Source organism: Desulfocicer niacini (assembly GCF_054657595.1).
Map to the genome: position 1 here is coordinate 1 of NZ_BAAHYK010000058.1, position 14384 is coordinate 14384.

Consider the following 14384-nt stretch of genomic DNA (forward strand, 5'->3'; position numbering starts at 1 on the left):
GGCATCATCACAATGCTGGCACATTTTGGGGACATAGGTGACCTTTACCTTGGGCACCTGGCCCCGCACCAACTCGGTTATGCCGATCCAGAATTGACCGGTATCCGGCTGGGGTTTGGCATAGGGGGTCCAGTCATTGGCCACATGTTCGTCCTTGCAGGCAATCTGGCAGCAGTAGCAGCCATTGCAGATGGATAGATCCAGATAAAAAGCTTTCATTATTCGTCACCTCCCACAACCCATGCATCAAACCTCAGGCCAGCATCGGGATTATATTCTCTTTCAAAGGCTTCGGGATAATCTCTTCTCCACTGGTCCATCTCTTCGCCTTTCAAACGTTCCACTTGAACCAGGTAACCGCTGGTGGCCTGTCCCACACAGTTTGCCGATGTTATACCAGCCGGAGAAATGGTGTTGATGGCTCCGCCACGTTCCACCTGGCCTGTTATGATGGGATCATGTCGAGCGCCATGGTCGATGTAGACCACACCGGGGCGCAAACGTTCGGTTACATAGGCACCTGCCAGCACAATGCCGCGTTCATTGAAAATTTTAACAATATCGCCGCCTTTTATGCCTCGTTTTTCTGCCTCTGAAGGATGCAGCCACAGGGGTTCGTATTTATATCCGTCCGGTCCCATCACCTTGCATGTGGGTGCTTCTCTGGTCCAGGTGATGTCGTCACACTGGGAATGTACCCGCCATCGGCCATGGTTGGACATCAACAGTAATGGAAACATCTTGGCACGATGGCTGGAAAGGCGTTCGTCGTGCATGGCGCTTTTTTCAATCCACTTGGGCACCGGAGGTCTTTCCAGGTCATGGGGAAAGTTTTCAGCCAGGGCTTCTGAGTAGAATTCAAGTTTTCCGGAAGGGGTGGGCAGCTTGTTTTTCTCGGGCTCCTTGGCAAATTTCTCAAAACCTGCGGGGTCATCCTCCCAGTCCTCTGCGGTGTTGTACATCCAGTATTTCTTTTCCATGAGTTCTTCAAAGGGAACCAGTTTTTCACCGTCCATGTAACCCCAGACTTTTTTCTGCATATCCTGGGTGGACTGACCTCCTGTCACCTCGTCTTCAAAGCCCAGTTTTTTGGCAATTTCCACAACGATTTCAAAATCGCTCTTGGATTCCCCGATGGGCTCAATGGCCTTGTCTGCTATCATGATGTTGGGCTGGGAGGTTCCCTGGCGGATGTTGGTCAAAATATCATCCACTTCCATGTAGGTGTTGGCCGGCAGAATAATGTCGGAGTAAATACAGTCATTTTCCAGCCAGGGGTGCTGTGAGACAATGGTTTCGATTTTCGGATTTCTCAGGGCCAGCTGGGTCTCATTGCCACCATTCCAGCAGGTGATTCTGCAGGGTGTATCCGTCCACATCATGTGAATTTCAGAACCACCATCTTCAGTGGGAATGGGATATGTGTATTCGTTGAACTGATCCATGGCCAGGGCTTCAATGGCACCGGTACCATGGAAGCTGATGGGTTCATCGGATTCAATGGCTTTGTGGATGAGCGTTTTGGGGATAACCTGCTCCTGCCAAGCGGTAACCGAGGACATCACCGGTATGGAAAGACGCTCTTCGATTTCCGGATTCCAGAAGAATGTTCCTCCCAACCCCTCTTTACGGGGCATGCCGAAATAGGTGAGCTGATGGTGATGAACTCCAGGTTTACCAAGACCCTGCATGCCCAGAAGAATGACTTCAAGCCGTGCATTTTCATGTGAAAAGGGACCTCTGATGAATCCGCCGCCAAAATAATGTGCAATGGAGGTTACCTTGGCTGCAAATTCCCGTGCCAGGGCCTTGATGGTCCACTCCGGTACGCCGCATTTTTTTGATGCCCAGGCGGCTGTTTTGGGAATCCCATCATCATCGCCCAGTACGTACGCTGAAAACTGTTCCATACCCACCACATGGGTGGCCACATATTCTTTATCGTAAAGGCCTTCGGTGATCCAAATATAGGCGATGGCCAGCTGCAGGGCTGCATCGGTGTTGGGCAGTACAGGTATCCATTTATCGGCATGGACGGCGGCACCATAGTTGAGGTCCGGACAGATGTAAATCTGTTTGATGCCGACTTCGGCCCAGAAATAGGTCAGAAGGGAAGGGAACTGCCCGGTGAATCCCCAGGGGGTGGTTTCCGGGTCACAGCCCCAGAAAAGCACCTGCTCCGAATGTTTGGTGGTATCGTTGACGATGTTGGCGGCGGGCCACATATTACCCTGGACACCCTGGCCCCATACATGTTTGGCTCCCCAGTACCAGCCTTCCCAGGAGTCGGGGTTCCGCACCTGAATGGTAAACCCGCCCATGTTGTCAAGCAGGGTTCCGGAATGGCCGTGGGGGGTGTTGATAGTCTTGCATTCGCCGTGGCCATCGCCCTGCATTAATATGGCATAGTACCCGTATTTTTTGTGAATTCTCGTGATTTCAGAGGCAATAATGTCGGTGGCTTCATCCCAGGAAATGCGTACATATTTGCTTTTCCCACGATTCTGGGGGTTACGCTCTCCGTTGGGATCCCAGTCCACCCGTTTTAAAGGATATTTGATGCGGTTGGGGGAGTATACTCTCTTTTTATACGCAAGGGAGAAAGGGCCTGGCAGAGATTTCCAGGTCGGAGAAATGGATTTGCCGTTACGTTCCATTTTCCATTGTCTGACATCTTCTTTTTTGTATTTCCAGCCATACCTCATGGGACGAATACGAACAATTTTGCCATCTTTGACATCAATCATTCCTTCGGCACCGCCGCCGAAGAAACCACCAAGTCCAAGACTTCGCAGAACTGTTTTGTCTTTTGTCTTAATGTCCGCCATACGTTGCAAACCTCCTTTGCGAAAAAGTTATCGTAAAAGCAGTGGAGGATGGGTTTAAAATTTGGTCAAACGAAAAAATGCACCAGTGCGTTCTTCCTTTTAAACTTTGAATGAAAAGAACATGATAAGCCTCGACGCTTCATGGTCGGGGGGATACGATTCATGCTGTGATCATACGATTTAAAATCCATCCTTGATAATGGGTGTTTAAAATGTTGATTTATTAAAACAGTGGTGTCCTTTAATATCAACTGGTTAAATTGCGATTAGGTGTGCCCCCAGAGTCTTACTGAATCTCAAAATTAAATATACTCTGGATAATTATGCTGTCATTGTTTAGAGACTTTATAGGTCCTTAACGGGGAAAGTCAAGCTTTTTTTTGCATGTAATATGGTATTTTATATTGAGTGGTAAATGAAAAGTTTTCTTGTATTTGTTTTAAAATTTATATGGTTGGGGCATTATCCATCAGATTTGATGCAAAGTCAAAAACGCATGGATAATGCCAATAACGCAAGCCTGATCCCACTCCAAAGTCTGTCTGAATGGCTTTTTGTAAGATGTCAGACCTATTCTTTTCCAAGAAAGGTAATTTCAATAAAATCGGCAATGCCAATGATGTTATCAATGTGAAACAGTGGCACATCAATATCCATATCAACATCTGAAATCATGGCAATCAGGGTGGAATTTTTGCTGCTGGAATATACAGGGCTGGAGTGGGCCGCTTTTCTGAACAGTTCAATCTTGGGCTTGTCTGCTCGTTTATATCCTTCAGTGATGACAATGTCTGTATCCATGAAGAAATTTTCCACCAGTTCATCAATGGAGAGTTCTTTTTCAACATCTTTAATAAGAGAGATTTTCCAGGGGCAGGAAATAACCACCACATCGGAGCCGGCCTTTTTATGTCGCCAGGTATCTTTGCCTTCATGGTCGATGTCAAAGCCATGGGTATCGTGCTTTAAGGTGCCCACGGTGTAACCCCTTTTTTTAAGCTCCGGAATAAGTTTGACAAGCAGAGTTGTTTTTCCGGAATCCTTTTTACTTACAATGGATACCACGGGGGGATGTTTTTTTGTTGTATTCATTTTTACCTCTGTTTTTTTCTGTTGTTGTGATCAAGTTCAGCAGAACCATGGATGCATACCATATTCCTTTTGTCAGGTACAGATAGATGTTGCGTGGGAATGTGCCTGTGGGATGTGGGCTAAGTTTGGGCTTGACTTCTTTTATTAAAATAGTTAGTAGCTTGAAAGATGTCCTTGCTTTTTGGCTGGGACTGCCTTTGTGAGTCCTCGTTCGTAGCGGTTGATGTATGTATCTTGTTGGTTAATGGCGTTATTTGTACTGTATATAGTGTTTGCTTAAAAAATAAAAAAAAACTTTTTTTTATTTTAAATTGCATGTAATATAGTATGAAAGTTTGCGACTGGCAAAATCACTGATCTATATGAGTGTAGCACATCATTTGATCGTATCACGTCCGACGCTGTGATCATCCAGCGAATAATGCCGCGCGTATGATGCCGGAAGGTTAACGATTAATACCGGGAAAGCCGGGAGGTTAATGATGACAGAACAAGTATTTACCAATTGCACCAATGCAGGACCCGTCAGTGTGTATGTAAAGGACGGTAAGGTTCAACGAATCCGCCCTTTGGTGGCGGATGAGAAAGATTTCAAGCCCTGGGTGATTGAGGCAGACGGGCAGAAGTATTCGCCGAAAAAGAAATTTAACATTGCACCCTATGTCCATGGCGAGAGACGTCGCCTCTACTCCGATGAACGGATTAAATATCCCATGAAAAGGGTGGATTTTGATCCCGATGGAGAACGAAATGCCCAGAACCGAGGGAAGTCAGCCTATGAGCGGATTTCCTGGGACGAGGCCATTGACATTATTGCCAAGGAGATCACCCGGGTAAAAGATACCTATGGTGGCTCCGCCATCAGCGGTATGACCTCCTCCCATCATAACTGGGGCATCGTAGGCTACAAAATGGGACCATTTCCCCGGTTCATGAACATGCTGGAGTTCACACCGGTTCTGGACAATCCCGATTCATGGGAAGGTTGGCACTGGGGTGCCACCCACACCTACGGATTTTACTGGCGCCTTGGCATGCCCGAACCCTATGACATGCTGGGGGATGCCCTTCAGAATGCCGAAATGATTGTGTTCTGGTCCAATGACCCTGACACCACCAGGGGAACTTACACGGGACAGGATTCTGCCCTGTGGCGGACATGGCTCAAGGAAAAAGGGGTGAAAACAATTTTTATTGACCCCTTTCACAACTACACGGCGGGAGCCATGGAAGGCAAGTGGCTGGCCCCCCGCATCGGCACGGACACAGCCATGGCAATGGCCATTGCCCATGTCTGGATCACCGAGGATCTGTATGATAAAGAATATGTGAAAGATCGCACCATTGGATTTGACGAGTTCAAACCCTATGTGCTTGGCGAGACGGACGGCGTTCCCAAGACCCCGGAGTGGGCAGAGGAAGAGTCTGGTATCAAGGCCAGAACCATTCGCACCTTGGCCCGGGAGTGGGCGGCCAAGAGAACCATTCTTTCCGGCGGCTCCAGGGGCGGCGAGGGTGGTGCATGTCGCACGGCCTTTGGTACGGAATGGGCACGGATGATGGTGCTGCTCCAGGCCATGCAGGGTCTTGGCAAACCGGGTCGAAGTATCTGGGGAACCACCATGGGGGCCCCCTCGGATGTGGACATCTGGTTTCCGGCCTATGCCGATCCCGAAGGCAGGATCGCCACCTCTAGTGTGGCAGGTTTTTTACCCTTCAACCCCACCAAACAGAGACTGTGGCGTTTGACCCTTCCCGATGCTGTGCTCAATCCTCCGGTGAGCTGGTACGGAGAGGGTTTCTGCGGCCAATCACTGGATCAGCAGTTCACCCACTTTGAATATCCCATGAAGGGCTACTCTGAAATCAAGATGTTCTACCGCTATGGCGGATCGTTCATGGGAACCCTTAGTGACACCTCCAAATGGGTGCGCATGTACCAGAGCCCCAAGCTTGAGTTTGTGGTGAACCAGGATGTCTGGTACAACAGTGAGACCCGCATGGCAGATATCATCCTGCCGGCCTGCACCAATTTTGAGCGGGATGATGTGGGAGAATGGGGTGCCTGTGGCGGATATACCTGCCATGCCAGCAGTGGAAGTAACTTTCGCATTGTGGTGCGCCAGCAGAAATGCCTGGAACCCATGTGGGAGTCCAAGTCCGACTATGAAATTTTTACCTTGATTGCTGACAAGCTGGGAAGAAAAGAGGAGTTCACCGACGGTAAAACCGAGCTTGAGTGGGTGGAAACCTTTTTCAACCATTCGGACCTTCCCAAGGTGATTGACTGGGAGACCTTTAATAAAAAGGGTTATCACATCATCAACATCAAGGAAGATTACAAGCCCACCCCGGCCCTGAGGTGGTTTGCCGAAGGAAGGGACTGTGATACACCTGACACTAACAATGCCAAACGGGGAACGGACAAGGCCAAAGAACTTGGTACCTATTCCGGTAAAATTGAATTTGCATCGGAAAGTCTGCGTAAACATTTTCCCGATGATGAAGAGCGGCCGGTATTTCCCCATTACATCCCCAGCTTTGAAGGTCATCGATCAGATAGTTTCAAGAAATACGGTCTGCAGCTTTTAAGTCCCCATCCGCGGTTTTCATTTCATTGCCACTATGACAAACACACGGACTGGCTGGATGATATCCCCACCCATCGCATCAAAAAAGATGGCTATGCCTGGTGGCCGGCGCGAATTCATCCCACGGATGCCTCGGCTCGCAATATTAATAATGGCGATATTGTAAGGCTATACAATGACCGTGGCGGGGTTCTTTGCTGCGCGGTTATTACAGAAAGAATTAAACCCGGCGTGATTCACAGTTATGCCTCATCGGCAAAGTACGATCCCCTTTCTCCGGGAAATGCGGATTCTGTGGACCGGGGCGGATGTGTAAATATTTTGACACCGTCACGGATGCTGTCCAAAAATGTACCGGGCATGACACCGAATTCCTGCCTCATTGAAATTGAAAAGTGGGAGGGTTGATATAAGATGGCACGTAAAGGTATTTTAATTGATGTAAACAGATGTACGGGTTGCTACAATTGTTTTCTTGCCTGCAGAGATGAACATTTTGGGAATGATTATCTTCCCCTGTCTGCGGCCCAGCCCTTGAACGGACAGTTCTGGATGCAGATCAAAGAGATTGAACGGGGTAAATTCCCCCGCCCTAAACTGTCTTATATTCCCATTCCCTGCATGCAATGTAAGGATGCTCCATGCATCAGCGCTGCAACCAACGGGGCTATTTATAAAAGAGATGACGGTGTGGTGGTCATTGATCCAGAAAAAATAAAAGGGCAAAAAGATGTTGTCAATGCCTGTCCCTATCGGGCCATTTTTTGGAATGAAGAAAAACAGATTGCCCAGAAATGTACCCTTTGCGCCCATCGACTGGATGAAGGGGAAAAAAGACCCAGGTGTGTGGAATCCTGCCCCACGGGTGCCATGTACTTTGGTGATCTTGATGATGCCACAAGTGATATTGCCATAAAGGCTAAGGAACTCAATGCAGGAGCCTTCCATCCCGAATACAGCACTGATCCTTCCGTGCTTTATGCCGGCATACCGAAGAAATTTGTGGCCGGAGAAGTGGTGCTTGCCGACAATCCCGGTGAATGTGCCCAGGGGGTTAAGCTGGTGCTGGATGGCAATGGTGAAAAATGGCAGATTTTGTCGGACTCATATGGTGATTTTGAGTTTGAAGGGTTGGAGAAGAATACCTCCTATACCCTCACCGTTGAAAAAGAGGGGTATGCGCCCTATACCACGCAAATTTTTACCCGCACCGATGTCAATTTGGGTGAAATTGTGATTTCAGCGCTTTAAACAGATTCTTTATAAATGTGGCAGTCGTATCCTGAAAGATGGGTGAGTGTAATGCTGGCCTACTTACCTCAGGATCACGGCTGACCGCTCCCCAGGGATTATAAATAATAATAAAGTTCCCTTATGTTATCATTCAGGGAACTTCAAGGAGAGCCCCAAAATGATAAGTGTTAAAGATGCAAAGGGTACCCCCTACGATGCGGCCAAACATTCCGGTGTGTATGGCCTGCAGAAATTGACCGAGGCAGATTCAAAGAGAATTACGGTATGTTATTCCTATTTTCAGCCAGATGGCGGTGCGGAGATGTGTCCTTCTCCCAAAGAAAGAGTTTATTATGTCACCAAAGGTTCCATTACTGTCAATGGCAAGGACGGTGAAAGCCATGTAGTTGATGAAGGGGGCATGGTCTACATTGCCCCCGGTGAAGAGCGTGATATGCTCATAAACAATGGGAAACCTGCGGAAGTACTTGTTTTTATCGTGACCCCTTAATTTGGGTGTTAAATACCCCTGATTGTATGGATAGAAGTATGTAAAATTGTATTTCTCAAGAAATGTCATGACGGGAAAAATACCGGGAACAGGGGATCGGCAGATATAAATGAATTTGTCAGGTGCCTATAAGACAAGCCTGACTCCGCTAAAAAATGCATAATTCAGACAGGTGAGTAAAAAAAGGGAAAAGGCAAAGAATATGAAAGATTTTTTTAAGTTGGATGGAAAGGTTGCAATCGTTACAGGTGGTGCAGGCGGTATCGGAGAAGCTCTTGCCATGGGACTTGGCATTCATGGCGCCACTGTCATTGTGGCCAGTCGGCGACAAGAAGCCATAGATAAGGTGGCTGCCGAAATAACCAGGGTATCAGGGAATGAGGCCATGGCCTTGACCTGTGATGTGACCAGTGAAGAGAGTATGACAGCCCTTGTGGATACGGTGGTTAAAAAATATGGGAAGTTGGATATTATGGTCAACGCCATGGGGATGAACATCAAGCATGATGCCTTTGAATATCCCGTGGAAGACTGGGACAAACTGTTTGATGTCAACGTCAAAGGAACCATGATCGCCTGTAAGGCCGCTGGTAAGGCCATGAAAAAACAGAATGGCGGATCTATTATCAATCTTTCATCTGTGCGGGGTATCCGGGGATACACCGGGGGCAACTCGGGCTATTGCGCCACCAAGGGAGCTGTGGAATTGATAACCAAAGCCCTGGCTCTGGAATGGGCCTCTCTGGGTATTCGTGTCAATGCCATTGGTCCTGCTTTGATCATTACTCCGGGTACCAAGCACATTGCTGAAAATCCCGAGCTTGCCAAAAAATATGCCGCTGCTGTACCCATGGGGCGCATCGGGCTTCCCGAAGATCTGTCCGGTGCCTGCGTATTTCTGGCATCTGAAGCTGCCGGTTTTATTTCCGGTCAGACCATTTACGTGGACGGTGGTCTGACGGCCCAGTAAGCCATCATCCGACACCATGTATGTCTTCCCCGGGGGTAAAGGATGCTGTGCCCAATGCAGATATCTTCTTAATAGCGATTTTAAAAGGCCAGGCATCCAAAGCTCCGGTGAGCCATACCTAACCTGGACAAGCCATAACCAAAGAGGCTTTCCGATTATCTTGCCCAAAAAACACGAAAATCGGAGCTAAGAAAACAAGCAGTTGATGAAGGAGAATCCATGACTGGATTGGATATAATTAAAAAGGCCAGACAAGAAAAAAGAACGGTGCTCACCGAGATTGAGGCCAAAGAAATTCTTGGCGAAATCGGCATAAACTGTACGGAAACAAAGCTTGCCGCCACCAAAGAAGAGGCCGTTGCCCTGAGTGAAAAAATTGGATATCCCATTGTGCTGAAAATTTCTTCCGTGGATATTACCCACAAAAGTGATGCCGGCGGGGTAAAGGTAAATCTGAAAAGCCAGGAAGAAATGGAAAAGGCCTACGATGAGATTATGGCATCATGCAGGGCAGCATGTCCCGATGCCAACATTGAAGGCGTCGCCGTCCAGGGGATGGCCAAGATCGGAACAGAGATTATTATGGGGATGATCAAGGACCCAAGTTTCGGCCCCGTTGTGATGTTTGGTCTTGGAGGCGTACTGGTGGAAATTCTCAAAGATGTTTCTTTTCGTATCGTTCCCATTGAGAAAAATGATGCCGTTGAGATGATCAATGAAATTCAGGGAAAGAAGATGCTCGAAGGGTACCGTGGACAGGATCCGGCAGATCTTCCGTATTTGCAGGATATGCTGGTTAAACTCTCTGATTTTGTTGATAAAACACCCGGAATCGAAGAGATTGATATGAATCCGGTGTTTGCCTATAAAGAAGGGGCAGCGGTGGTGGATGCACGCATCATTCTCAGTGCCGAATAAGGCATATCTGCTCACTGAATCCAATGAATCAAAACCAATGAGTCAAACGAAAGGACATAAAGGATGGTACGTCCATGATAGAATTATTTTTTAAACCGAAATCGGTTGCAGTCATCGGAGCCAGCGGAAAACCAGGGAAACTGGGGTATGTCATTGTAAAAAATATCGCTGACAGTGATTTTACCGGAGATGTGTATCCGGTCAATCCCAAATCAGATGAAATATTGGGATATAAGGTTTATCGCTCCGTAATGGAAATACCCGGTGAGGTTGACCTGGTTGTCACAGCGCTTCCTACTCCCAAAATGACGGTGGCAACCCTGGAAGAGTGTGGCAAAAAAGGCGTAAAAGCCGTTATTATTGAGTCTGCCGGATTTGCTGAAATGGGAGGAGAGGGCAAAGTTTATCAGCAGCAAATTGTGGATATTGCCAAGAAAAACAATATCCGGGTGATGGGGCCCAACTGCTCTGGTATTGTTTCTAAAAATATTGTTACCTCCATTTACCCCATGACCAAGAAAGTGCCCGAGGGTAACGTGGTACTCATCGGACAATCCGGTCTCTTAGCCGCCGGAATGGCCTCTGATATTGTGGAAAATGAGAGTTTAAATATCAGCAAGGTATGTTCATTTGGTAACAAATGCGATGTCAATGAAAATGACCTGCTGGAATATTTTGGTAATGAAGATGACGTTGATGTTATTTCAATGTATCTTGAGACGGTTTCCGATGGAAGAAATCTGACCCGCATCGCCAAAAAAGTGGCTGCCAAAAAACCGGTTGTTTTCTTGAGTGGGGGCCGTACGGAGGCCGGTGCTAAAGCTGCCATGAGTCATACGGGAAGTATTGCCAGCAATGCCAAGATTGTGGAAGCGGCAGTGAAACAAACCGGTATGATCATGGCCGATGATTTTACGGAGCTGAAAGATTTTGCCAAGGTTTTTTCCACCCAGCCCCTTCCCAAAGGCAACCGTGTGGCGGTGATCACCCTGGCCGGAAGCGTTGGAGTGAATGTTTCTGATCTGTGCGCCGCCCATGGTCTGGAACTTCCCAAATTGACCCCTGAAACCACAGACAAATTAAAAGATCTGTTTGACACCCCTGTGGGAAACCCCGTTGACCTGTATTTTTCCGTAACTAAAATCGGTTTTACAAAAACTCTGGAAACCACTTTCCCCGATGCCTTCAGAGATCCCAACATCGATGCTGCGGTATTGATTCTGGCCGGTTTCGAATATACCCAGGAAGCGGTTCAGAAGAAAATCATTCAGAAAATCGTTAAAGATGTGGGTAAGCCCGTGGTTGTGTGTATGATCGTCGGATACAACAAGTATAAAAACGTCATCATGGACGAGATGGGAAAAGAACTGCCGGTGTTCCCCTCTTTGATTTCAGGGGTGAAAGCCCTGAGCAAATTGTGCCAGTACGGTATCCGTAAACAAAAAATGTCATCCTGAGGGGGATCCAATGGGTTACGAGAACATAATTTTAGAAAAAGAAGATAATATTGCCGTTATTACCTTTAACCGCCCTGAGGCGATGAACTCTCTCAATATCCAGACACGGGCCGAATTTACACAGGCTGTAAAGGATGTCGAAGAAGATGATGACATAAAAGTGTTGATTCTGACAGGTGCAGGAAAGGCCTTTGTTGCCGGTTCCGATATAAAAGAGTTCCATGCCACAACCTCCTATGCCGCACATAATATTGTTCGTCTGGGGTCAATTGTGGAGAAACTTGGGAAACCCGTCATTGCAGCAGTTAATGGTTTTTGTCTTGGCGGTGGCTGCGAGGTTGCCATGGCCTGTGATTTGATTATTGCCTCTGAAAAGGCAAAATTCGGTCAGCCGGAGATAAAACTTGGCATCATTCCCGGCGGTGGCGGTACCCAGCGCCTGCAGCGACTGATTGGACCTTGCAGAGCCAAGGAACTTATTTTTACCGGAGATATCATCCGGGCCGATGAGGCGGACAGAATTGGCCTTGTTAACCGTGTGGTGCCCATGGATGAACTGATGTCCACGGCAAAAGAGATCGCAGCAAAGATCGCCACCAAGAGTTCAGCCGCATTGAAACTTGCTAAACAGGCCATCAACAAGGGCATGCAGACCAGCCTCCAGGACGGACTTGACTACGAATATGAAATGTATGCATTGTCTTTGTCTTTGGAAGATAAAGCAGAAGGGGTGAATTCATTTCTTGAAAAAAGAGAGCCCAAGTTTGTCGGTCGCTGATAATATTTTTTTGGTCGCGGACGTTCTTTTGTCGGTGGCTGATAAAATTTTTATTGATGGCCTTGGCGATTAACCCACCATAGAAAAAGTTGAAAGCACTTTTATGTCAGTTTATTAAAGTGATTTCGTATATATATCAGGATATCAACCATAGTGTAGTGAGGAACATGACAATGGAAAACATGGCAAATAAAGTAGCCCGAATTCCGAATTTAGTAGACTGGTCCACAGGCGAAGTAAGATTAATGAGCGCAAAATGCAATTCTTGCGATACTTACTTCTTTCCCAAAGAACATTATCAGCATCGTCCCGGGTGTTCAAGGGAAGGTGTCGAAGATGTCCTGCTGCCTAACAAGGGTAAGCTTGCAAGTTATACCATTCAGTATTATCCCTGCCCAGCACCATTTAAAACAGATAAAAAAATTACCCCATACGGTATTGGTCTTATTGAATTTGAAGATGAAAAAATTCAGGTTACCGGCATCATCACGGAAACCGATCTGAAATCCCTCAAGATCGGAATGGAAATGGAAACCACCCTTCTTGAGATGTTTACCAATGAGGAAAAACAGCAGGTGGTTACCTGGGCATTTCGGGCGGTTAAATAAGTTGGAATGACAGTTACACTCGTCAGTCACAAGTTCTCTGATTTGCCAACAGAAAATGAGCTTGTTTAAAATCAAAAACAGCACATGCGGCATACAGAACGAGAACTCAGGGGTTATGAGCAATAAACACAATAAGGGATAATTACAATGAGAGACGTATATATAATTGGAACAGGAATTCACCCGTGGATGGGTTTCTCCGAGCAGGTATTTGCAGATTTCGCAGCTGTGGCTGTGGATGGTGCTTTAAAAGATGCTAACATTGAATGGAAAAAAATCCAGGCCATCATGGCAGGTATTTTTATTTATGGCGGTAATGCAGGGCATCTTTCCGGTCAATATCTGGAAAGTATTTTTGGCGAAACCGGTATTCCGGTGGTCAATGTATACAACGCATGCGCCACTGGATCTGCCTCCATGAGAATGGCCTATAACAGTGTTGCTGCAGGCGAGACTGATACGGCCCTGGCCTTTGGTGCAGATGTATCACCCAAAGGGTTTCTCACCGCTAAATCTGATAATGCCGTGCAGGACAGGGATGTGATCAGATGGAAAATGGGTGGTCTGCCAAATCCCATTTACTGGGCATTGGAATGCCGAAAAAGAATGGAAAAATATGATACCACCGAGGAAGATCTTGCAAGGGTCAAGGTATTAATGAGTGAGTATGGTTCCAAGAACCCCCATGCTCGATTTAAAAAAACCTACTCCTTGGAAGAGGTATTGAACTCAGTATATGTCTGTGATCCGCTGAGGCTTTATGAAATTTGTCCGGTGAGTACCGGTGGTGCTGCTGTTATTGTGACAGCCGACGAGGAATTGATAGCTAAAGCCGACAACCCAGTAAAAATTAACGCCACCACCATGGGAAGCTCCATTTATGGTGATCCCACCATAAGAATTTCTGCCCTATCTTGTCCGGCTGTTGCCGAAGCGCCCATGCTCAGTGAAAGTTATTCCGCTTCCCAGCAGGCTTACAAAAAAGCTGGCATTGGTCCCGAGGACATCGATATCCTGGAATTGCCGGATAACAGCTCCTGGCATTACCTGGTGTATCTGGAAACCTGCGGGTTCTGTAAAGAAGGTGAAGCCGACAAGATGCTGCGCGACGGCCAGACGAAAATCGGTGGGAAATTGCCCGTAAATCCAAGTGGTGGATTCTCTTCACATGGTGAAGCACTTTCGGCCCAAGCACTCTGGCAGGTTATCGAGGTTGCAAACCAACTAAGAGGAAGATGCGGCGAACGCCAGGTGGAAGGTGCAAAGGTTGGAATGGCACAGACTTATGGTCTGATGGGTAATAGTGGTACCACCATTTTGTCTATTTAGTGATTGAACGAACATTCCCCCATCTGCTGGGTGTTGGTGGAAATCTGAAATCATAATTTACGACTCAAC

At 47.2% G+C, this 14384-nt stretch carries 12 protein-coding genes; 9 read left to right on the forward strand and 3 right to left on the reverse strand.

Annotated features, from left to right (window positions below; genetic code table 11):
* From ACYQ2M_RS21870 to mobB, 3 genes are all read right to left on the reverse strand, one after another.
* A partial coding sequence (locus ACYQ2M_RS21870; protein ID WP_459918519.1) for a 4Fe-4S dicluster domain-containing protein occupies positions 1–219 on the reverse strand: 219 nt, incomplete at its 3' end.
* Positions 219–2828, reverse strand: coding sequence for a molybdopterin-dependent oxidoreductase (locus tag ACYQ2M_RS21875; protein ID WP_459918520.1), 2610 nt, complete (start codon positions 2826–2828; stop codon positions 219–221). The genes ACYQ2M_RS21870 and ACYQ2M_RS21875, both read right to left, overlap by 1 nt.
* 570 nt (positions 2829–3398) lie before the next feature.
* Complete coding sequence (gene mobB, locus ACYQ2M_RS21880) at positions 3399–3920, reverse strand: molybdopterin-guanine dinucleotide biosynthesis protein B (protein WP_459918521.1); 522 nt, start codon at positions 3918–3920, stop codon at positions 3399–3401.
* Between the two features lie 479 nt (positions 3921–4399).
* Between mobB and ACYQ2M_RS21885 the strand changes: the two genes are divergently transcribed.
* The 9 genes from ACYQ2M_RS21885 to ACYQ2M_RS21925 all read left to right on the forward strand — a co-directional run bounded on the left by ACYQ2M_RS21885 (position 4400) and on the right by ACYQ2M_RS21925 (position 14315).
* On the forward strand, positions 4400–6919 hold the full coding sequence (locus ACYQ2M_RS21885; RefSeq protein ID WP_459918522.1) for a molybdopterin-dependent oxidoreductase: 2520 nt from the start codon (positions 4400–4402) through the stop codon (positions 6917–6919).
* Positions 6920–6925: 6 nt separating this feature from the next.
* Entirely contained in the window at positions 6926–7762 is an 837-nt protein-coding gene (locus ACYQ2M_RS21890) for a 4Fe-4S dicluster domain-containing protein (protein ID WP_459918523.1), read from the forward strand.
* Positions 7763–7922: 160 nt separating this feature from the next.
* Positions 7923–8255, forward strand: a complete 333-nt coding sequence (locus ACYQ2M_RS21895) for a cupin domain-containing protein (RefSeq protein ID WP_459918524.1) — start codon at positions 7923–7925, stop codon at positions 8253–8255.
* A gap of 202 nt (positions 8256–8457) precedes the next feature.
* Positions 8458–9225 carry an SDR family NAD(P)-dependent oxidoreductase gene (locus ACYQ2M_RS21900; RefSeq protein ID WP_459918525.1) on the forward strand — a complete coding sequence of 256 codons (768 nt, stop codon included), beginning with the start codon at positions 8458–8460 and terminating at the stop codon, positions 9223–9225.
* Positions 9226–9444: 219 nt separating this feature from the next.
* On the forward strand, positions 9445–10143 hold the full coding sequence (locus ACYQ2M_RS21905) for an acetate--CoA ligase family protein (RefSeq protein ID WP_459918526.1): 699 nt from the start codon (positions 9445–9447) through the stop codon (positions 10141–10143).
* Between the two features lie 74 nt (positions 10144–10217).
* Complete coding sequence (locus tag ACYQ2M_RS21910) at positions 10218–11600, forward strand: acetate--CoA ligase family protein (RefSeq protein ID WP_459918527.1); 1383 nt, start codon at positions 10218–10220, stop codon at positions 11598–11600.
* A 10-nt stretch (positions 11601–11610) separates the two neighbouring features.
* Positions 11611–12378, forward strand: coding sequence for an enoyl-CoA hydratase/isomerase family protein (locus tag ACYQ2M_RS21915; protein WP_459918528.1), 768 nt, complete (start codon positions 11611–11613; stop codon positions 12376–12378).
* Between the two features lie 173 nt (positions 12379–12551).
* Entirely contained in the window at positions 12552–12986 is a 435-nt protein-coding gene (locus tag ACYQ2M_RS21920) for a Zn-ribbon domain-containing OB-fold protein (protein WP_459918529.1), read from the forward strand.
* Positions 12987–13133: 147 nt separating this feature from the next.
* Positions 13134–14315: a thiolase C-terminal domain-containing protein gene (locus ACYQ2M_RS21925; RefSeq protein ID WP_459918530.1), complete on the forward strand. Its 1182-nt coding sequence runs from the start codon at positions 13134–13136 to the stop codon at positions 14313–14315.
* The last annotated feature ends 69 nt before the right edge of the window (positions 14316–14384 follow it).